Origin of the sequence: Corallococcus sp. Z5C101001 (assembly GCF_007352635.1) — a bacterium.
Classification (GTDB): Bacteria; Myxococcota; Myxococcia; order Myxococcales; family Myxococcaceae; genus Corallococcus; species Corallococcus silvisoli.
Map to the genome: position 1 here is coordinate 567,638 of NZ_VKLU01000003.1, position 19,459 is coordinate 587,096.

The 19,459-nt window shown below is 70.5% G+C and carries 16 protein-coding genes; 5 read left to right on the forward strand and 11 right to left on the reverse strand.

What is annotated here, in order from left to right:
• Window positions 1-77: 77 nt before the first annotated feature.
• On the reverse strand, window positions 78-5,522 hold the full coding sequence (locus tag FOF48_RS36405) for a J domain-containing protein (protein WP_186001834.1): 5,445 nt from the start codon (window positions 5,520-5,522) through the stop codon (window positions 78-80).
• 34 nt (window positions 5,523-5,556) lie between these two features.
• Window positions 5,557-6,060 carry a tRNA (cytidine(34)-2'-O)-methyltransferase gene (locus FOF48_RS08350; protein WP_143899681.1) on the reverse strand — a complete coding sequence of 168 codons (504 nt, stop codon included), beginning with the start codon at window positions 6,058-6,060 and terminating at the stop codon, window positions 5,557-5,559.
• A gap of 17 nt (window positions 6,061-6,077) precedes the next feature.
• On the opposite strand from FOF48_RS08350, the gene FOF48_RS08355 reads away from it, so the two are divergent.
• From FOF48_RS08355 to FOF48_RS08365, 3 genes are all read left to right on the forward strand, one after another.
• Window positions 6,078-6,446, forward strand: a complete 369-nt coding sequence (locus FOF48_RS08355; protein WP_143899683.1) for a DUF192 domain-containing protein — start codon at window positions 6,078-6,080, stop codon at window positions 6,444-6,446.
• Between the two features lie 146 nt (window positions 6,447-6,592).
• Entirely contained in the window at window positions 6,593-7,357 is a 765-nt protein-coding gene (locus tag FOF48_RS08360; RefSeq protein ID WP_143899685.1) for a Stp1/IreP family PP2C-type Ser/Thr phosphatase, read from the forward strand.
• A gap of 83 nt (window positions 7,358-7,440) precedes the next feature.
• Window positions 7,441-8,928, forward strand: coding sequence for a hypothetical protein (locus tag FOF48_RS08365; RefSeq protein ID WP_143899687.1), 1,488 nt, complete (start codon window positions 7,441-7,443; stop codon window positions 8,926-8,928).
• Between the two features lie 12 nt (window positions 8,929-8,940).
• Here FOF48_RS08365 and FOF48_RS08370 read toward each other — a convergent pair whose 3' ends face one another.
• Together FOF48_RS08370 and FOF48_RS08375 are read right to left on the reverse strand one after the other, a co-directional pair.
• A complete protein-coding gene (locus FOF48_RS08370; RefSeq protein ID WP_143899689.1) occupies window positions 8,941-9,969 on the reverse strand; it encodes an NDP-sugar synthase in 1,029 nt (342 codons plus the stop codon).
• 4 nt (window positions 9,970-9,973) lie between these two features.
• Window positions 9,974-11,014 carry an aminoglycoside phosphotransferase family protein gene (locus tag FOF48_RS08375; protein ID WP_143899692.1) on the reverse strand — a complete coding sequence of 347 codons (1,041 nt, stop codon included), beginning with the start codon at window positions 11,012-11,014 and terminating at the stop codon, window positions 9,974-9,976.
• A gap of 302 nt (window positions 11,015-11,316) precedes the next feature.
• On the opposite strand from FOF48_RS08375, the gene FOF48_RS08380 reads away from it, so the two are divergent.
• A complete protein-coding gene (locus FOF48_RS08380; RefSeq protein ID WP_143899694.1) occupies window positions 11,317-12,684 on the forward strand; it encodes a pyridoxal-phosphate dependent enzyme in 1,368 nt (455 codons plus the stop codon).
• A gap of 86 nt (window positions 12,685-12,770) precedes the next feature.
• On the opposite strand, the gene FOF48_RS08385 is transcribed toward FOF48_RS08380, so the two are convergent.
• The 7 genes from FOF48_RS08385 to FOF48_RS08415 form a co-directional block, all read right to left on the reverse strand.
• Entirely contained in the window at window positions 12,771-13,166 is a 396-nt protein-coding gene (locus FOF48_RS08385; protein WP_143899696.1) for a hypothetical protein, read from the reverse strand.
• A 3-nt stretch (window positions 13,167-13,169) separates the two neighbouring features.
• Complete coding sequence (locus FOF48_RS08390; protein WP_143899698.1) at window positions 13,170-13,568, reverse strand: hypothetical protein; 399 nt, start codon at window positions 13,566-13,568, stop codon at window positions 13,170-13,172.
• A 152-nt stretch (window positions 13,569-13,720) separates the two neighbouring features.
• Window positions 13,721-14,179 carry a hypothetical protein gene (locus tag FOF48_RS08395; RefSeq protein WP_143899700.1) on the reverse strand — a complete coding sequence of 153 codons (459 nt, stop codon included), beginning with the start codon at window positions 14,177-14,179 and terminating at the stop codon, window positions 13,721-13,723.
• A gap of 106 nt (window positions 14,180-14,285) precedes the next feature.
• Entirely contained in the window at window positions 14,286-14,732 is a 447-nt protein-coding gene (locus tag FOF48_RS08400; RefSeq protein WP_143899702.1) for a MaoC family dehydratase, read from the reverse strand.
• A gap of 93 nt (window positions 14,733-14,825) precedes the next feature.
• Entirely contained in the window at window positions 14,826-16,055 is a 1,230-nt protein-coding gene (locus FOF48_RS08405; protein ID WP_370456555.1) for a purple acid phosphatase family protein, read from the reverse strand.
• A 358-nt stretch (window positions 16,056-16,413) separates the two neighbouring features.
• Window positions 16,414-17,559 (reverse strand): cystathionine gamma-synthase, encoded by a 1,146-nt coding sequence (locus FOF48_RS08410; RefSeq protein ID WP_143899704.1) that lies wholly within the window; start codon window positions 17,557-17,559, stop codon window positions 16,414-16,416.
• A gap of 49 nt (window positions 17,560-17,608) precedes the next feature.
• Entirely contained in the window at window positions 17,609-18,370 is a 762-nt protein-coding gene (locus FOF48_RS08415; protein ID WP_143899706.1) for a crotonase/enoyl-CoA hydratase family protein, read from the reverse strand.
• Window positions 18,371-18,455: 85 nt separating this feature from the next.
• Here FOF48_RS08415 and FOF48_RS08420 point away from each other — a divergent pair, with 85 nt between their 5' ends.
• A complete protein-coding gene (locus FOF48_RS08420; RefSeq protein ID WP_186001831.1) occupies window positions 18,456-19,442 on the forward strand; it encodes a class I SAM-dependent methyltransferase in 987 nt (328 codons plus the stop codon).
• Window positions 19,443-19,459: the final 17 nt, after the last annotated feature.

Consider the following 19,459-nt stretch of genomic DNA (forward strand, 5'->3'; position numbering starts at 1 on the left):
GGGTCCGGTTTCCAGGTGTGTCAATGGGCGGGACTGTCCGGAAAACCGACCGGTTCCCTCCCCGGAGGACAGGCAGGTCAGCGGAAGAGACCCTTCTTGGGCGGGTTCTTCTTGCGCATGTCGATGAGCCGCAGCTCCTGGTTCGCCTCCAGGTGCTTGGGGTTCGCGCGCACCGCTTCCCGGAAGTGGCGCTCGGCGCGATCCATGTCCCCTTCCACTCGGGCGATGACCCCCAGCTGGTAGTGGGCGCGATCGCAGTTGGGATCCGTGCGCACCGCGTCCGCCATCCACTGCTTGGCGCGGGGCATGTCGGCCTTGCGCGCGGGATCCATGTAGACGGACCAGGCGTGCGCGGCCAGGTACACGGGCCTGGGGTCCAGGGCGTTGGCGCGCTCGTAGTGCTCGCTGGCGGCGACGAAGTCGCGCTTGCGGAAGAAGACCTCGCCCATGCGGAAGAGGTCGTCCGCGTTGGTGTTGGGGCGGGCGGTGCCCGGGCTCCCGGGGCGGGCCTGCGCGGGCGGGGGCTTGGGGGCGGCCTGCGCGCCCTGCTGCGCCAGGACGTAGTTCTTGCGGCGCGTGTCGTCGTGGAGGACCTCGTAGGCCTCGCGGATGGACTCGAAGACGGAGGTCATCTTCTGCGCCAGGTGGGGCAGCGACGGGGGCAGCCGGTCCGGGTGGTAGAGCTTGGCGAGGCTCAGGAAGGCGGCCTTCACCTGATCGCGCGACGCGTCGTGCGGCACGCCCAGGGTGACGAAGTGGTCCTTCTTCGCCTGGATGTCCGCGTAGCGCTGCTCGATCTGCTGCGCGAGCCGGCCCTCGTCGGGCTTGGGGGGTTCGGGCGGGGCGGCGACGGCGGCGGGCGGGGGCGCGGCGCCCTCGGGCGAGGCCGGCGGGGCCGCGGGGGTGGGCGGGACCGGACGGGCGCCGAGCGTGCCCATGTTCTCCATGGCGCGGCGCAGGAGGCGCTGGCGCCGGAGCTTGGAGGCTTCGTCGGGGTTGGAAGGGTCTTCGGCCGCCACGTCGTCCTCGTCAAAATCCCAGTCGTCCAGATCGCCGGACAACCCGTCCTCAGTCTGGCCAGAAGCCCCCCCGTTGTCACCGGGGAAGGCGGAGGAGCCCAGAGAAGGCAGCGGCTCGAATGTCGCCTCGACGATGGCTTCGACGAGGAATTCGTTGGCATCCCCCGCCGACCGGACGTCCGAGCGGATGAGGGCTTCCAGGTGGGCGTCCACCTGTTGGAGGGCGGCCTCGAAGGAGGCGGTGAGGTTCTGGGCGGGGTCGTTGGACTCGTCGAAGGAGACGATGCGCCAGAGGTCGTCCTCGCTGGCGCGGGCGGGGCGCACGGGCGGGGAGGCGGCGGCGGGGAACTTCGGGGGCTGGACGGCCCAGAGGTCGGGCTGGGGGGGAGCCTGGACGGGGACGACCGGGGCGACCGGGGCGGGTGCGCGGGTGTCGGGGAGGGGCGCGGCGGCCGGGACGATGTCGCCCCAGCTCTCCGGCTCGACCTCCAGGAGGGGCAGGTCGGGTTCCGGGGGCGGGGCGACGGGGAAGCGCGAGGACTCCTCGGTGAGCCAAGGGTCCAGGGGGACGGAGGCCGAGCGGCGCAGGGCCTCGGCCATGTCCTGGAGCAGGGCGGCCTGGGCGCGCTTGCGGGCGTCGCCGAGGGCGGCGGTGTCGTCGCCGGTGGGCAGCTCCAGGGCGTCACGGGGGGACGTGGGGATGGAGTCCGCCCACGAGTTCGCCACGGCGGCAGGTTCGGGCTCCGCGGTGAGGATGATGTCCTCGGGCCCGAGCGACAGGGGTTCGGGCTCTTCCGTGGCGGCGGCGACGGGGATGAGGACGGGGGGCGGCGTGGGGGGGACGACCGGACGGGTGCGCCGGGGCAGGGAGGGAGGATGGGCGGGCTTGCCCAGTTCGGACCGGCGCTGGGCCTCCGCGGCGCGGGCCTCTTCGGCGAGGCGGGCGGCTTCGGCGGCGCGGGCCTGCTCCGCGCGACGGGCTTCTTCGGCGAGGCGGTGGAGTTCGGCCTGCCGGGTGGCTTCGGCCTGGCGTTGGGCTTCAGCTGCCTCGGCGTGAGCGCGCGCGGCCTCGGCCTGTCGAGCCTCCTCGGCGAGGCGGGCGGCTTCGATGCGAGCGGCGGCTTCCGCGGCAAGGCGGGCCTCTTCTTCTGCACGGAGACGGGCCTCTTCAGCGAGACGTGCCTCTTCGAGCGCCTGAAGTCGCGCCGATTCAGCGAGACGCGCCTCTTCAACAAGCCGGGCCTCTTCAGCGAGACGAGCCTCTTCAGCAAGCCGCGCCTCTTCTACGAGCCGAGCCTCCTCGGCAGCCTGAAGCCGGGCCTCTTCAGCGAGGCGGGACTTCTCTTCCGCACGAAGCCGAATCTCCTCCGCAAGGCGCTGTTCCTTTGCGATCCGAGCCGCTTCTTCCGCACGCAGCCGAGCCTCTTCGGCAAGGCGGGCCTCCTCGGCGAGACGAGCTTCTTCTTCCGCTCGAAGGCGGGATTCCTCAGCGACCCGCGCCTCTTCAGCCAATCGGGCCTCTTCGACGAGGCGGGCCTCTTCCTCTGCACGAACCCGAGCCTCCTCAGCGAGCCGGGCTTCTTCTTCACGGAGCCGTGCTTCCTCAGCGAGCCGAGACACTTCGGCGAGGCGGGCCTCTTCCTCCGCACGAACCCGAACCTCCTCGGCGAGCCGGGCTTCCTCTTCGGCACGGAGTCGCGCTTCCTCAACGAGCCGGGCCTCCTCCGCGAGCCGCGCTTCTTCGACCGCTTGCAGTCGAGCCTGTTCGGCCAGACGAGCTTCTTCAGCAAGACGGGCCTCTTCGGCGAGTCGGGCCTCTTCTTCCGCGCGAAGCCGTGCCTCCTCCGCAAGCCGAGCCTCTTCTACGAGCCGAGCCTGTTCAGCGAGCCGGGCCTCTTCTTCAGCACGCAGTCGAGCTTCTTCCGCGAGACGAGCCTCTTCGAGCGCGCGAAGCCGGGCCTCTTCTTCAGCACGCAGTCGGGCTTCTTCCGCGAGACGAGCCTCTTCGAGCGCGCGAAGCCGGGCCTCCTCCGCCAGCCGAGCCTCTTCCTCCGCAAGAAGGCGGGCCACTTCGGCCAGCCGGGCCTCCTCGGCGAGGCGCGCCTCCTCGATCTCACGAAGACGGGCTTCTTCTTCCAGCCGAGCCACTTCGGCCAAGCGCGCGTCTTCTTCAGCACGAAGGCGGGCCTCTTCAGCCAGCCTGGCCACTTCGGCGAGCCGTGCCTCCTCGGCCAGTCGCGCCGCTTCAATGGCCTCAAGTCTCGCCTCTTCCGCGAGCCGTGCCTCCTCGGCGAGTCGCGCCTCTTCAGCGAGGCGGGCCTCCTCGATAGCCCTCAGCTGTGCTTCCTCGGCCAGTCGAGCTTCTTCGGCGAGTCGCGCGGCCTCCTCCGCACGGAGACGGGCTTCTTCGGCGAGGCGGGCCTCCTCCGCCAAGCGAGCCTCTTCGAGCGCCTCCTGAAGACGAGCCTCCTCTGCGATCCGCTCTTCCTCCTCCGCGTGGAGTCGGGCTTCTTCGGCCAGTCGAGCCTCTTCCGCGAGCCGAGCCTCTTCGGCCTGCCGAGCCTCCTCCGCGAGCCGAGCCTCTTCAGCCTGCCGAGCCTCTTCAGCCTGCCGAGCCTCCTCCGCGAGCCGAGCCTCTTCAGCCAGCCGGGCCTCCTCCGCGAGCCGAGCCTCTTCCGCGAGCCGAGCCTCTTCGGCCTGCCGAGCCTCTTCAGCCTGCCGAGCCTCCTCCGCGAGCCGAGCCTCTTCAGCCAGCCGGGCCTCTTCAGCCAGCCGAGCCTCCTCCGCGAGCCGAGCCTCTTCGGCCTGTCGAGCCTCCTCCGCGAGCCGAGCCTCTTCGGCCTGTCGAGCCTCCTCCGCGAGCCGAGCCTCTTCAGCCAGCCGGGCCTCTTCCGCGAGTCGAGCCTCTTCCGCGAGTCGAGCCTCTTCAGCCAGCCGAGCCTCTTCAGCCAGCCGAGCCTCTTCCGCGAGCCGAGCCTCTTCGGCCTGCCGAGCCTCTTCTGCGAGTCGAGCCTCTTCCGCGAGTCGAGCCTCTTCGGCCTGCCGAGCCTCTTCGGCCTGCCGAGCCTCTTCTGCGAGTCGAGCCTCTTCCGCGAGTCGAGCCTCTTCAGCCAGCCGAGCCTCTTCGGCCTGCCGAGCCTCTTCGGCCTGCCGGGCCTCTTCGGCCTGCCGGGCCTCCTCCGCGAGCCGGGCCTCCTCCGCGAGCCGAGCCTCCTCCGCGAGCCGAGCCTCTTCGGCCTGCCGGGCCTCTTCAGCCAGCCGAGCCTCCTCCGCGAGCCGAGCCTCTTCGGCCTGCCGGGCCTCTTCAGCCAGCCGAGCCTCTTCCGCGAGCCGAGCCTCTTCCGCGAGCCGAGCCTCTTCGGCCTGCCGGGCCTCTTCAGCCAGCCGAGCCTCTTCGGCCAGCCGAGCCTCTTCGGCCTGCCGAGCCTCTTCCGCCAGCCGAGCCTCTTCGGCCTGCCGAGCCTCTTCCGCGAGCCGGGCCTCTTCCGCCAGCCGAGCCTCTTCAATCGCCCGGAGCCGAGCCTCCTCCGCCAGCCGAGCCTCTTCGGCCAACCGGGCCTCTTCCGCCAGCCGAGCCTCTTCAATCGCGCGAAGCCGTGCCTCCTCCGCCAGTCGTGCCTCTTCAATCGCCCGAAGCCGAGCCTCCTCCGCCAGTCGCTCCGCCTCGATGCGCGCCAGCTCCGCCAGCCGAGCCACTTCCGCCAGCCGTGCCTCCTCCGCCAGCCGCTCCGCCTCGATGCGCGCCAGCTCCGCCAGCCGAGCCTCTTCCGCGCGCCGCTCCGCCTCCTCGCGCCGGCGCGCCTCCTCGATGCTCCAGGCCTCCTCCTCCGCCTGCCGCAGCTCCTCCTCGCGCCGCAGCCGCTCGCGCTCCTCCCAGTCCTCCACCGACAGCGCTTCGATGCGGCCCTCGCGCTCCAGCACACGCAACAGCGCCTGCTGCGCCCCCGTCAGCGCCTCCGGCCGCCGGAACGCCCCCAGCGTCTCCAGGAGCTGCCGCTCGGACGCGTCCGTCAGCCACGGCTCGCACGCGGCCACCTCGGGACAGCGGTACACCCTCGCGGGCACGGGCTCGCTCGGGGCCGGCTCCAGGGCCGCCCGCACCACCCGCACACCTGCGATCGGCGCGAACCCTCCCGCGGGCGACACCGCCTCCACCGCGAAGTCCGCTCGCTCCGCCAGCACGCTCAGCCGCCGCACCTGCGCCAGCACCTGCTGCTCGTGCACCACCGCCGGCTTCAGCCCGCTGTCCTCCAGCAGCTCCTCGTCCGGCGCCGCCGCCCCCCCCCGCGCCCACAGCGCGTCCAGGGCATCCACGCCCAACAGCCCGGTCTGGAAGAGCGCCTGCGCCGGACTCTGGTACCCGAAGCCCAGCCGCGCGCCCACGAGGTCCCCCTCGCGCAGCCACAGCGCGGACTCCCGCCCTCCGGCGTGCAGCGTCAGCCGGCCGGTGGCTCGGGACTTGTGGGCGGCGTACAGCGCTTCGGCGACCTGCGAGGCGGACATTCGGCCCCGGAGTCTAGCCCGTCCCGCCCGCCCCTCAATTCGACGGCGGCGCCTGCCTGCCCGCCGCACCCAACTGCACCTGACGCAGCGCCTCGTAGGCGCCAATCCCCACCGACGTCGAAAGATTCAAGCTCCGGCGCTCCGGGAGCATCGGAATCGTCACCGCCGTCCCCGTCCCCCCCTCCATCACCTCCGGCAACAGCCCCGTGACCTCCGAGCCGAACACCAGGTGGTCCCCCGCCTCGAACCGCGCCGCGTACAGCGACGTCTCCGCCCGGGCGGAGAACAGCCACCGCCGGGCCGCCGGATAGTCCGCCACGTACGCGCCATAGGTCGGGTAGAGCTTCAGGAACACCTTGTCCCAGTAGTCCAGCCCCGCCCGCTTCAGGTTCCGGTCGTCAATGGAGAACCCCAGGGGCTCCACCAGGATGAGCCGGCACCCCGTCACCGCGCACAGCCGGGCCACATTGCCGGTGTTGGGCGGAATCTGGGGCGACACGAGGACCAGATGCAGGGGGGACGCCAGCGGCTCAAGCATGGGATAGAACACCGGACATGCACTGGAGGGTGACCAACGAAACGCGGCAGCGGCTGCTCGCGGACCGGGCCGAACGCGCCGAGTCCTTCGTCCAGCGCTTCCAGGGCCTCATGGGCCGCGCCTCGCTGCCCATGGGGGGCGGGATGCACATCGAACCCTGTGACTCCATCCACACCTTCTTCATGCGCATCCCCATCGACGTCGCCTTCCTGGACGCGAAGGGGCACATCGTCAAGCAGCTTTCCGCCCTGCCGCCCTGGCGCGCCACGGCGCTCTACCGCAAGGCCCGCTCCGTCCTGGAGCTGCCCGCGGGCGTCCTCCTGGCCAGCGGCACCCAGGAGGGCGACCGCCTGGTCTTCGCCCCCGCGGAGGACCCCGGCGCCTGAGGGGCAGGCCCCCGGCGCTTCCCCGCCCACCCGCACCCGGAGGGTGGGGACATCTTGACGGACACGAGCTTTTTGACCCCTTTTGGAACGCTTTGTTAACGTCGCGGCCCGATTTTCACGCCTCTCCCCCGGAAGAGTCCCTTCGCATGCGCATCGAGGTCGCCGGCAGCACCCACGTCGGGATGAAGCGGAACCACAACGAGGACAACTACCTCGTGCTCACCGAGGAGAACCTCGTGTGCGTGGCGGATGGCATGGGCGGTCACTCGTCCGGGGAGATCGCCAGCCGCATCGCGGTGGATGAGCTGGGTGAGTTCTTCCGCCTCACGTCCAAGGACCAGGAAGCCACCTGGCCCTTCAAGATGGACAAGCAGCGCAACTACGATGAGAACCGCCTGGCCACCGGCATCAAGCTGGCCAACGCGCGCATCTTCGAGCGAGCCACCGCCGACTCCAAGTACAAGGGCATGGGCACCACCATCGTGTCCGCGCACTTCGCCGACAGCGCGGTCTACGTGGGCCACGTCGGTGACAGCCGCGTGTACTTCTTCCGCGGCGGCCTGCTCCAGCAGGTGACGGAGGACCACTCGCTGCTCAACGACTACCTCAAGGCGAAGAAGCTCTCGCCGGAGGAGATCGAGAACTTCCCCCACAAGAACGTGATTGTCCGCGCGCTGGGGATGAAGGAGCAGGTGCAGGTGGACGTCACCCGCGTGGATCCACTGGAGAACGACGTCTTCCTGCTGTGCTCGGACGGCCTGAGCGGCATGGTCACCGACGCGCAGATGCAGGACATCCTCTCGCGCACGCCGGAGCTGGAGAAGGCCTGCGGCCAGCTCATCGACCTGGCCAACGCGGCGGGTGGCAACGACAACGTCACCTGCGTGCTGGCGCGCTGGCACAACGCCTGACGCCGCCTCGGCCCCCATGACCCGCGAGGCCCGTGCTCCGCCAAGGAGGACGGGCCTTCGTCTTTCGCAGGAGCCCCCATCCCATGTTCTGGAACCTGCTGACCGGGCTGCTGGTGACGGCGGCCGCCCCCGACTTCTCCGCCCCGCTGCTGTCCGCCGGAGAGAAGACCTCCGCCTCGGTCGCGACGCTCCGCTCGGACGGACAGCAGCTGGTGCTGGACGTGGACGTGGTGGACACGACGCCGTCGGAGGCGACGGATGAGGTGCACTCGGACCATGTGGAGGTGTGGCTGGGACTGGAGTCCCCGGAGGCGCTGATGCCCTCGAGGCTCGTCACCACCGCGCCCGACGGGAGCCTCTTCACGGTGCGCGGCAAGGACGACCCGAAGGCGCTGGACGCCATCATCCGGGGCCAGGATCCGGGCATGACCGGGGAGCCCGACTCGGACGACTGCGAGGACGACCTCCAGGCCACGCGCGCGACGCTGGGCCGCGTGCCCGCGAAGCGCGTCCGGATGATGGTGGGGCTGGCCCACCTGGGCTTCTTCCCGGATGGCCGCGCGCCCGTGCGCTACGACCTGGACCGCTACGCCGGCCTCTCCCCTGCCCTGGGCGAGGGCGACGCGCGCTACGAAGCCCAGAAGACGCCCACGGGCTACCACATTCGCGCGGTGCTCCAGCCCGGCGCGCTGCTGTTCGTCCCCAGGGACGGCGTGCGCAAGCTGCGCGTCCGGGTGGACGCCATCGACGCGGGCGCGGCGGGCACCCGGGAGTCGCTGCGCTCCACGAGCCCGGCCCCGAGGTGGGCGGACGCGGAGACCTTGAAGCCCGTCACGCTCGCCATGCCGCTCCCGGTGAAGCTGGTGGAGGGCTTGCCGGAGCTGGGCCGGCCCGGCCCCCTGGGCCCGGGCGCGAAGCAGGCCTTCGACGCGCTCCCGCCCTTCTTCCTGCGCACCGGGAACACCTGGACGGGCCTGCGGGTGCTTCACGAGGTCCCGGAGACCTTCGGCCTGCGCGCCTGTGTCCTGCGCTTCGACGCCGTCACCGAGCACCGCCCCCAGACCTCCACCTTCGGGCCGCCCGCCGCGTTCCTGGGCGAGGGCACCCTCCAGGTGCCGATGAAGACCCGGGACGCCCCCACCACGCTGTTCCTCTCCCGCGCGCCGGGGGACTCGCGCGCCGCCCTCTCCGAGGGCCCGGTGGAGACGTTCCGCTTCAAGGACGGAACGCCCGGGTTCGTGGAGGCCGTCACGAGCCCCATGATGGGCCGCTACACCAGCGGGGCCTGCGGCGCCGCGGACACCATCGCGCTGCGGCTCGTGCGCCTGGGGAAGCAGGGCCCCACGCGCACGCTCCTCCTGACCTGGAACACCTGCGACAGCGACATCCAGGACGGGGAGCAGCACGTCCTGGCGAAGCAGCCCGACGATGGCGGCGGCCTGTATCCGAAGTACACCTGGGCCACGCCGGGCCAGAAGCTGCGGATCACCTTCGGCACGCGCCCGGTCCTGGAGGTGGGCTGGAAGCCGGACGGCTCCGGGGTGAAGGCCGCCGCGGTCCCCACGCCCTGAAGCACAGGCCCTTCAGCGCCCCGCGAGCGGCGCGGGCACCCGGTGCGGTCCCCACGCGAGCACCTCGGTGAGCGCTTCGCCCGGAGCCACCTGGGTCTCCTCGAACACGGCGCAGCGCTCCAGCCGGGCCCCCTGCCCCACCCGAGCCCCCGGGCCCACCGACACGCCCGGGCCCACCGTCGCGCCCTGCTCCACGGCGCTCCCCGCGCCCACGTACGCAGGCCCCCGCACCGTGCCCGCGACGCGGGCTTCAGGATGCACCCACGCCCCGTCCGCCCCGGCCTTCAGCCCCGCGAGCGGCGAGTCCTTCCCCAGCGCGGCCAGCGGCACGCGCCCCTCCAGCACGTCCCGCACCGTGGCCAGATAACGCGAAGGCATGCCCAGGTCGGACCAGTACGCGTCCACCGCGTGCCCTCGCACCGCGAGCCCCGCCTGCATCACCCGCACGTAGACCTCGCGGTTGATGTCCTCGGGGCCCTCGGCCGTCATGAAGTCGAACACGCTGGGGGACATCACGTGCACGCCCGTGAAGTGCCAGGGCGTGAGCCCGTCCCCGCCCGGCCCATGGCCCGCGATGCGGCGCACCTGCCCGCCCGCGTCCGCCTCCACCGCCGCGTACTTCTCCCCTCGCGGCATGGGCAGGAGCACCATCGTCGCCACCGAGCCGGATGCCCGGTGCGCCGCGACCACCGGCTGGAGGTCCACGGGGAAGAGGATGTCCCCGTTGAACACGAGGAAGTCCTCGCCGGAGAGAAAGTCGCGCAGGCCCCGGATGCCGCCGCCCGTGCCCTGGATGACGGGCTCGTGCACGACGTGCAGCGGCAGCCCCGCGCGCTCGCACTCCGCGCGGGCCACCGCCGCCATCGTGTCCGGCAGGTGGTGCGTGTTGATGCCCACCGCCGTCACGCCCGCGGCCTTCAGCACCGCCAGGTGGTAGCGCAGCAGCGGTTGGCCGAGGAACGGCATGGCCGGCTTGGGCCAGCGCTCGGTGAGCGGGCGCAGGCGCGTGCCCAGGCCCGCGCAGAGGACCATCGCCTTCATGGGCTCAGGCCGCCAGCTCGGGCACGTATTTCGCCACCAGCGCCTGCAGCGGCGCCAGCTCCGGCCGGCGCGCGAACGCGGCCTTCACGTAGCGCAGCGACGCGGGGATGGACACGAGGAAGCCCGGGTTGCCCTTCACGCGGTGGATGAACTCGAAGCGCCCCGCGTCCTTCAGCTTGCGCTGGATGGTGAGCAGGTCGAAGAACGCCTTGAACTGCTTCGCGTCGATCTTCTCCCCGCTCTCCTGCTCGAACGTGGCGATGTAGCGGTCCAACATCGTGTCCACGAAGTCGCGGTCCAGCTCCACGTAGCTGTCGCGCAGGAGCGCCACCAGGTCGTACTGGCGCGGGCCCTGGAGCGCGTCCTGGAAGTCGATGACGACCAGCTCGCCCTCCTTCACCATGATGTTGCGGCTCTGGTAGTCGCGGTGGGTGAAGCCCCGCGGCGCGGCGGCCAGCTGCTTCGCGATGTCCCGGAACGTGGCGTCCAGCTGCGCGCGCTCCGCGTCCGTGGGCTGCTTGCCGCTCCAGGCCTCCAGGCCCCACTCGCGGAAGTGGTGCAGCTCCCAGTCGTACAGGTCCTCGTCGAAGGCGCGCGTGAAGGCCAGGCACTCCGGGTCGCGCTGCTTCTCCGCCTGCACGCGCAGCTTCGCCAGCAGGTCCACCGCGCGCGTGTAGAGCGCCTCGTTGTGACGGCCCCCCTCCAGCGCGGACTCGAAGGTGATGTCGCTCAGGTCCTCCAGCACCATGATGCCGGCGGGCTCGTCGTAGCGGAGGATGCGCGGCACGCGCACGCCCAGCCGGTCCAGGTAGCGGTGCACGTTGATGAAGGGCAGCTCCTTCGGGGGCTCGCCCTTGGTGGCCTCCTCGCTCTTCTTCGTCGCGTCCGGCGGCATCACCATCAGCACCCAGCTCTCCGGGGCCGCGCCGACGCGGTAGTAGGAGCGGTTGCTCGCGTCGCCCTTGAGCTTCTTGATGGGGGCATCGGGGACGGGACGGCCAATGGCCTGTCCCACCTGGTCGCGAAGGGCGGCCTCAAGTTCCATGGGGGGCGGGTGCTCCAGACGGGGGGAAGGGACAGCGCTCGCGAGTATCGGAGGCACGGCGCGGCGGGTCAAAGCCCGCGTGGGCCGCACGCCCGGCGGACGCTCGGCCTGTCGCCTACGCGACGGGGGGCCCTGGCCCCCTGACCCGCCCCCCTCCGCCGTCCCAAGTCCGTGTCCCGAGGAACGCCGGGGCCGTTCCGTCATCCTGCGTCAGGAAGGGCCGTGCCTCCGGGCATGTTCCCCCTGACGGGGCGGAGCACGTATAAGGCCCCGATACCCCCCTTTTCGGGAAGCCACGCACGATGGACATCCAAAAGAACATCCTCACCGCCATTGGCCACACGCCGCTGGTGAAGCTCAACAAGCTCGTCGGTCCGAACGACGCCACCGTCCTCGTGAAGTGCGAGTTCATGAATCCCGGCGCGTCCATCAAGGACCGCATGGCGCTCTACATCATCGAAAAGGCCGAACGGGAGGGGAAGCTCAAGCCCGGCGGCACCATCGTGGAGAACACGTCCGGCAACACCGGCATGGGCGTGGCGCTGGCGGCGGCGGTGAAGGGCTACAAGTGCATCTTCACCATGCCGGACAAGATGTCCCTGGAGAAGATCAACCGCCTGAAGGCCATGGGCGCCCAGGTCGTCGTCACGCCGACCAACGTCCCCGCCGAGGATCCGCGCAGCTACTACGAGACCTCCAAGCGGCTGGCCCGTGAGACGCCCGGCGCCTTCATGCTGAACCAGTACCACAACCCGGACAACATCGAGGCGCACTACCACACGACGGGTCCGGAGATCTTCCAGCAGACCGAAGGCAAGTTCGACTACTTCGTGTCCGGCCTGGGCACCGGCGGCACCATGAGCGGCGCCGGCAAGTTCCTGAAGGAGAAGATCCCCGGCCTGAAGAACGTGGGCGTGGATCCGGAGGGCTCCGTCTACGAGGGCTACTTCAAGACGGGCAAGCTCACCGAGCCGCACGTCTACAAGGTCGAGGGCATCGGCGAGGACATGCTCTGCGGCGCGATGGACTTCTCCGTCGTGGACGACGTCCGCCAGGTGGATGACCGCATGTGCTTCAACGCCGCGCGCCGCCTCGCGCGCGAGGAGGGCATCTTCGCGGGCGGCTCCTCCGGCGCCGCGGTGCACGTGGCGGTGGAGCTGGCCAAGGAAGTGGGCAAGGGGAAGACCATCGTCGTCGTCCTGCCCGACTCCGGCAGCAGCTACATCAGCAAGTTCCACTCCGACGAGTGGATGCGTGACAACGGCTTCATGCAGGAGAAGGGCGCCGGCACCGTGCGCGACATCATCGGGGCGAAGCCGCGCGACCTGAAGACGGCGAAGCGCGGGGACCGCGTGGACCACGTGGTGGAGACGATGCGCAGCCACGGCATCAGCCAGATGCCCGTGGTGTCCGACGACGGGCGCGCCGTGGGCATGGTGCACGAGTACGACCTGCTCAACGCCCTGGTGGCCAGCAAGGTGAAGTTCCAGGACGCCATCGACCCCATCGTCGCCCCGCTCCAGGGCGCCGTCTCCGCCGAGGCCAGCATCGACCGGCTGCGCGAGATCTTCGCGCGCGACAACGTGGCGGTGGTGAAGGACGGCGAGACGGTCATCGCCATCGTCACGAAGATCGACCTCATCGACCACCTGCACCGCACCGCCGCCTGAGCGGCTGGCGCTGAAAACACCGCGGGCCCGGAAGGAGGAGCGAATCCTCCCTTCGGGCCCGTCGTGCGTTCCAGCGGTGTGCGCGGCTACTGCGGATCCGGCCGGGTCAGGTCCAGGGCCACCATGTGGAAGCCCTTGTCCACGTGCACGAAGCCAAAGCGCTTCGCCCGGTCCACGATGGCGTCCAGCTGCGAGTACCCGAGGAGCAGCTTGAACCCCTGCCGCCGGGCCTCGTCCCGGATGGCCGCGACGATGGCGTTGACGGCCTCGTTGCGGACTTCCTTGGACAATCCGGGGGCGGCGATGATGCCTTCAATCAACGCCACCGAACTGTCCGTGCGATACAGGAACCCCGCCGCCTTGTCCGGCACCACGTACCCCACCTCGGGCAGGGCCTCCGGGGTCATGGTCTCGTTCCAGGGCTTGCGCCACAGCTCGAGCAACCCGTGGTGGAGCTTGGGGTCGAAGCGGACGGGCTTCATGAACTAGGAGAGGAACGTCGACATGCGCTGCGCGGCCAGCTCGGTCGCGTTGCCCAGACCCAGGTTGGTGAGCGGGTTGGCCTTGGTGGACTTGAACAGGTCGCCGACGATGTCGGTGACCTTGCTCTTGCCCTTGGCCAGGTTCAGCGCGCCGGACAGCAGGCTGTTGCCGCCCGCGCCGTCCATCAGGCCGGAGTTGGCGAAGGCCCCTAGCGCGTTCTTGAACACGCCGCCGCCCGGGATGAGGTCGGTGGCCGCGCCCAGGAGCGACTGGATGGGGTTCTTGCCCTGCATCAGGCCGCTGGCGAAGCTCATCGCCGCGCCCAGAAGCGGGTTCACCATCGTCACGAACGGCTTGACGATGTCCATCACCTTGCCGAGAGCCTTGCCGATGCCACCCATGGTCGTGATCCTTTTCGTGGGGAGCCGCCTGGGCCCCCGAAGTGAGACTGACAGTAGGATTGTCGGAAGGTCGGCGAAGAAGTTTCCGGTGTCGGGATTATCCGCCGCCCGCCGGAAAAAGCCCCGGAGTTCCGGGGCCTTGGCGAAGGGATTTAGCCCCGGATGGGGCCCTTCTTCGCCTCCGCCGGATCCACGGCGGCGCCCGTCTTGGGGGCCACCGTCTGGCCGCCCTTGTTGGTTGCCCCCAGCGCGGCGCTGTAGCGCTGCTCGTGGCTCTTGTCGCTGCTGAAGCCGTCGCGCTGCTGCGCCGGGCTGATGGCGATCTCCCCGTCGATGATCTTCTGCAGGTGGGTTTCGATCTCCGCCACCGTGGCGATCTTCGGGTCGCGCGCCTTCAGCTCCTCATCCGGGATGATCTCCAGCTGGGGCGGCTTGTCGGGGTGGATGGCGTAGTCGAGGATCTTCTCCACGTACTGCGCGACGGGGATCTTCAGCATCTCCGCCTGCTGCTGCACGTCCGTGTCGGCCAGCAGCTCCGCGCGCACCACTTCCACGGGACGCTTCAGCCGGCTGGGCGCCGGGGGAGGAACCACCTCGTTGGGGTTGGACATGGGCTTCTCCTTTGGGCCTATTGCTAACCCAGGTCAGCCCCGGAACTCAAAGTGGGGGCCCCTGGAAGGGCCACGGCGCGGCCCGCTCCCCAGGCCCCCGTGGGCGTCAAGGGGCCGGGCGGCGGGCGAAGAGCGCGTTGGCGATCTCCGTCATCACCACGTCGCCGTGCTGATTGACGACCTCGAAGCGGAACTTGAGCGCGCCCCGGTCCGGCTTGCTGGCGGAGGGCCGGGCCTCCAGCGTCTCGATGCGCACGGAGAGCGCGTCCCCGGGGCGCACCGGCTTCTTCCAGCGCAGCTCGTCCAGGCCCGGGGAGCCCATGCTGGCGGCCTGACCGAGCAGTCCCTCCACCAGGAGCTTGTGGCAGATGGCGGCGGTGTGCCAGCCGCTGGCGATGATGCCGCCATAGATGCTCTGCCGGGCGGCGTCCTCGTCGACGTGGAAGGGCTGGGGGTCGAACTGGCGCGCGAACGCGAGGATCTCCTCGCGCGTCACCACGTACGGCCCCCGCTCCATCACCTCGCCGATGGGGAAGTCCTCGAAGTAGCGCATGGTGTCCCTTCCGGTGCCGGGCCCGCCGGCGGTTCAAGAAGCGTGGAGCGGCGTCGCCGCCCTTCCCTACCACCGTCCGGCGCGCATCGGGGGCTAACGCGGCGGAAGCGGCTCCTCGGGGTCGGCCACGGACTCCGGCGTGTCCGCGGGCGGCACGGGGCCCTGGAGCTCCGGTGCGACGCGGCCGTCCATGGGTCCCGGCCGCGACTCGGTCCCCGCGTCCAGGGCCGCCTCCTGGACGCCAGGAACGACGGCGACCACCGGCTTCTTCAGGATCAGCGTGTCGCGCACGGTGTTGTTGGAGGTGATGAACCGCGCCGTGAGCGTGCTGCCGTCAACCAGCACGTCCAGGAAGCCATAGGCCGCGGCGTCGCGCACCTCGGTCCAGGCGGGCTGGGGGGAGGAGAAGGGGCGCAGCGTGGCGCCGCCGCTGCCCACCACGAGGTACGGGATGCCGCGCTGGCCGTAGGACGCCTCGGCGTCGCCATGCATGGGCTTGCTGCGCTCGTAGTCATGGTCATGGCCGGTGAGGACCAGGTCCACGCCGTACTTCTCGAACAGCGGGCCGAACTGGCGGCGCATGGTGAGCTGCGAGCCGTGCACGCCACTGGACCAGGACGGGTGGTGGAAGAAGGCCACCTTCCACAAGCGGGAGCTCGCGATCAGGTCGGCCTCCGCCCAGGCCTTCTGCGCCGCGAGCGTGCACCGGTCCGGCGAAGCCAGCCCCACCGCGCAGTTGGAGTCCAGCGCGAGGAAGTGCACCGGCCCCCAGTCGAAGGAGTAGTAGCGCTCGGAGCCCTGCGGGTTGTTGGTGGGCAGGTACATGTTGTCCAGGTAGGGCTGCGCCTGGGCCGTCACGTACTCGTGGTTGCCGGGCGTGGCGAACATGGGCACCTCGCGCAGCAGCGGGGCCATGGGCGTGAAGAGGTGCGCCTGGAGCTCCGCTTCCGTGCCAGACGGGTAGGCGTTGTCGCCCAGGGTCAGCAGCAGCTCCGAGCGCCACTGGGGCATGGCCATCACCTCCAGCACCTTCTTCTGCATGGCACCGCCCGTGCCGAAGTCGCCCATGGCGGTGAAGTGCGTCTGCAGGGACGAGGTGCCCGTGGCCGTCTGGAAGCTGCGCAGGCCCGTGGTGCTGCCGCATGCGTCCACCACGTAGCCATACGTGTGGCCCGCGGACAGGCCGGTCAGCGTCACCGCGTGGTGCGTGCCGGACAGGCCCGCGCTGACGGAGGACGTGAGGGTGTTGCCCTCGCCGTAGCGCACCGTGGGCAGACAGTCGCTCTCGGTGCGGAAGGCCACGATGGCGGACGTTTGATGCACGCTCTGCAGATACGGCCAACGCGGCAGCGCGGGGCCGGAGTCCGTCAAGGACGGCGATACGGCGCACCCCCGGGAGTCGGCGGAGGCGGGGCTGTTGCAGTCGGGCGTGGAGGCCGGCGACGCGCAAGCACCCAGGAGCCACGCGCCCACGAGGCAGGTGGAGACACGCCGTCGAATCCGCATCGCGCCATGAACGTTGTGCACCACTCCACATCCCTCCTGCATGGGGGGCCTCCCGGGCCGCCCGAGCGTGAACAGGCAGGTTTCACATCCTGGGGCCGGAAATGACCAGGGCCTCCACGCCCCCGGGATGCGGAGCGGGAAGGCCCTGTCATGAAGCGGCCACTGCGCGTGGGGACTACTTCACGCGGTCGAGCGCCTGCGCGAGGTCGTCGATGAGGTCCTGGGCGTCCTCGATGCCGACGGACAGGCGGATGAAGCCGTCCGCGATGCCCAGCTTCTCCCGCGTCTCCTTGGGGACGGAGGCGTGGGTCATGATGGCGGGGTGCTCGATGAGGGACTCGACACCCCCCAGGGACTCGGCGCAGGCGAAGACCTTGACCGTCTTGAGGAAGGTGCGCGCCGCCTCCAGGCCGCCGTGGATGTCGAACGTCAGCATGCCGCCGAAGCCGGTCATCTGCTGGCGCGCCAGGGCGTGCTGCGGGTGCGTCTCCAGGCCCGGGTAGGTGACCTTCTTCACCTGCTTGTGCGTGGACAGGTACTGGGCGACCTTCATCGCGTTGTGCGCGTGGCGGTCCATGCGCACGTGCAGCGTCTTCACGCCGCGCAGCACGAGGAAGCTGTCGAAGGCGCCGGACACGCCGCCCACCGCGTTCTGCAGGAAGTACATCCGCTCCGCGATGTCGTCGCGGCTGGTGCAGACGAAGCCGCCCACCACGTCGCTGTGGCCGTTGAGGTACTTGGTCGTGGAGTGCGCGACGACGTCGAAGCCCAGCGACAGGGGCTTCTGGAAGTACGGCGTCATGAACGTGTTGTCCGCGACGGACAGGATGCCGTGCTTCTTGGCGATCTCCGCGATGCGGCCCAGGTCGATGAGCTTGAGCATCGGGTTCGTCGGCGTCTCCACCCAGACCATCTTCGTCTTCGGGGTGATGGCCGCCTCGAAGTTCTCCGGCTTGGAGAGGTCCACGAAGGAGTACGTGATGCCCGAGCGCTTCCACACCTTGTCGAAGAGCCGGAAGGTGCCGCCGTACACGTCGTCGGAGACGATGACGTGGTCACCGGACTCCAGCATGTGCATCAGCATGTCGGTGCCGGCGAGGCCGGACGCGAACGCGGCGCCGTACTTGGCGCCCTCCAGCGCGGCCAGGCAGTCCTGCAGCGCCTTGCGCGTGGGGTTCTGCGTGCGGCTGTACTCGTAGCCCTTGTGCTCCCCCGGCCCGTCCTGGACGTAGGTGGAGGTCAGGTAGACGGGCGTCATGATGGCGCCCGTGGTGGGGTCCGGCTCCTGGCCGGCATGGATGGCGAGCGTGTCGAAGCGCATGGCTCGCGAACTAACACACTCCCGCGGGCGGCGCAGCGCTCCTGGGGTCCTACTCGAAGCGGCCGTGCCGGCCCGCGCCCTTCGCGAAGCGGGTGGCCCCAGCGATGGACTCCGTCTGGAGCACCTTCACCCCGTCCAGGAACTCCTGGCGCATCGCGTCTTCAAAGGTCCGGTCCGCCTGGGCATAGGCGGACGCCCGGTCCGCCTTCATGCACCCCTGGGGGAAGCCGGCGATCTGGGCGGCCAGCGCCTCCGCCGCGCTCCGGGCCTCGCCCTTGGGCACCACGCGGTTGACCAGGCCCATGCCGAGCGCCTCGCTGGCCGCCACGGGCCGGCCCGTGAGGATGAGGTCCAGGGCTCGGGACAGGCCAATCAGCCGGGGCAGCCGCACCGTGCCCCCGTCGATGAGCGGCACACCCCAGCGGCGGCAGAAGACGCCCAGCACCGCGTCCTCCTCCACCACGCGCAGGTCACACCACAGGGCCAGCTCCAGCCCCCCCGCCACCGCGTGGCCGCTGATGGCCGCCACCACGGGCTTGGACAGCTGGAGGCGGGAGGGGCCCATGGGGCCATCGCCGTCCGGCTCCAGGCGCAGCAGGCGCCCTTCCGACACGGCCTTCAGGTCCGCGCCCGCGCAGAACGTGCCCGCGTCGCCGAAGAGGACGCCCACGCGCGCGTCCGGGTCCGCGTCGAAGGCTCGGAAGGCGTCCGCCAGCTCGCGGGCCGTGTCGGCGTCCACGGCGTTGCGGACCTCCGGCCGGTGGAGGATGACGGTGGTGACGGGGCCGCTCTTCTCGACGCGCACGCTCATGGCCCCCGTGTTTTCCCCCGCCCCCCGGCCCGCCTGCAATATGAGGGACGGCGCGCGGGTGCGAAACAGGAAGGACCGACGGGGCATGGCCGACGAAGGCAATCAGCGGACGCAGGGCACGGGCATGTTCGAGAACCGCCTGCGCAAGAACGCGAAGCGCCTGCGCAAGTGGGCTCGCGCGCAGGGGCTCACCGCCTTCCGCGTCTACGACCGGGACATCCCCGAGTACTCCTACGCCGTGGACCTCTACGGCGACCACGCCCACGTCGTGGAGTTCCCGCGCCGCAAGGCCCACGCGAAGGGCGCGAACGCGGACGCGGACCGCGCGGAGGTCCTGGCCGCCGTCACCAGCGTGCTGGGCGTGCCGCCGGAGCGCACCTCCGTGAAGACCCACACCCCCCAGCCCTGGGGCCGCTCGCAGTACGGCCGCGTGGGTGAGGGCAGCGAACGGCTGGTGGTGGAAGAACAGGGCCTCAAGTTCTGGGTGAACCTGGGTGACTACCTGGACACCGGCCTCTTCATGGACCACCGCAACACCCGGGCACGCGTGCGCACCGAGGCGAAGGGCAAGCACTTCCTCAACCTCTTCGCCTACACGGGCGCGTTCACGGTGTACGCGGCGGCAGGCGGCGCGGCGGGCAGCGTGAGCGTGGACCTGTCCAACACGTACCTGGACTGGGCGGAGGACAACCTGGTCCTCAACGGGCTGGCGGATCCGCGCCACGTGCTCATCCGCGCGGACGCGAAGGCGTGGCTGGAGGAGCAGGCCCGGCACGGAGACACGCAGTTCGATCTCATCGTCTGCGACCCGCCGTCGTTCTCCACGTCGAAGAAGATGTCGGGCACGTTCGACGTGCAGCGCGACCACGTGCGGATGCTGGAACACCTCCGAGCGCTCATGGCCCCCGGAGGCGTCCTCTACTTCTCCACCAACTTCCTGGGCTTCGAGCTGAAGGACTCCGCGACCCGGGGCATGGAGCAGGTGGAGGAGCTCACCCCCCGCTCCATCCCCGAGGACTTCCACCGCAAGGAGATCCACCGCTGCTGGCGCATGGTGGCCCCCTCGCGATGAGCGGCGTCAGCCTTTAG

Bases quoted from the DNA above. Each gene is read 5' to 3' on its own strand.
- FOF48_RS08355 (WP_143899683.1), top strand. From the start codon at position 6,078: ATGCACTGGAGGGTGACCAACGAAACGCGGCAGCGGCTGCTCGCGGAC.
- FOF48_RS08350 (WP_143899681.1), bottom strand. From the start codon at position 6,060: ATGCTTGAGCCGCTGGCGTCCCCCCTGCATCTGGTCCTCGTGTCGCCC.
- FOF48_RS08365 (WP_143899687.1), top strand. From the start codon at position 7,441: ATGTTCTGGAACCTGCTGACCGGGCTGCTGGTGACGGCGGCCGCCCCC.
- FOF48_RS08420 (WP_186001831.1), top strand. From the start codon at position 18,456: ATGGCCGACGAAGGCAATCAGCGGACGCAGGGCACGGGCATGTTCGAG.
- FOF48_RS36405 (WP_186001834.1), bottom strand. From the start codon at position 5,522: ATGTCCGCCTCGCAGGTCGCCGAAGCGCTGTACGCCGCCCACAAGTCC.
- FOF48_RS08370 (WP_143899689.1), bottom strand. From the start codon at position 9,969: ATGAAGGCGATGGTCCTCTGCGCGGGCCTGGGCACGCGCCTGCGCCCG.
- FOF48_RS08360 (WP_143899685.1), top strand. From the start codon at position 6,593: ATGCGCATCGAGGTCGCCGGCAGCACCCACGTCGGGATGAAGCGGAAC.
- FOF48_RS08385 (WP_143899696.1), bottom strand. From the start codon at position 13,166: ATGAAGCCCGTCCGCTTCGACCCCAAGCTCCACCACGGGTTGCTCGAG.
- FOF48_RS08400 (WP_143899702.1), bottom strand. From the start codon at position 14,732: ATGCGCTACTTCGAGGACTTCCCCATCGGCGAGGTGATGGAGCGGGGG.
- FOF48_RS08375 (WP_143899692.1), bottom strand. From the start codon at position 11,014: ATGGAACTTGAGGCCGCCCTTCGCGACCAGGTGGGACAGGCCATTGGC.
- FOF48_RS08415 (WP_143899706.1), bottom strand. From the start codon at position 18,370: ATGAGCGTGCGCGTCGAGAAGAGCGGCCCCGTCACCACCGTCATCCTC.
- FOF48_RS08390 (WP_143899698.1), bottom strand. From the start codon at position 13,568: ATGGGTGGCATCGGCAAGGCTCTCGGCAAGGTGATGGACATCGTCAAG.
- FOF48_RS08380 (WP_143899694.1), top strand. From the start codon at position 11,317: ATGGACATCCAAAAGAACATCCTCACCGCCATTGGCCACACGCCGCTG.
- FOF48_RS08395 (WP_143899700.1), bottom strand. From the start codon at position 14,179: ATGTCCAACCCCAACGAGGTGGTTCCTCCCCCGGCGCCCAGCCGGCTG.
- FOF48_RS08410 (WP_143899704.1), bottom strand. From the start codon at position 17,559: ATGCGCTTCGACACGCTCGCCATCCATGCCGGCCAGGAGCCGGACCCC.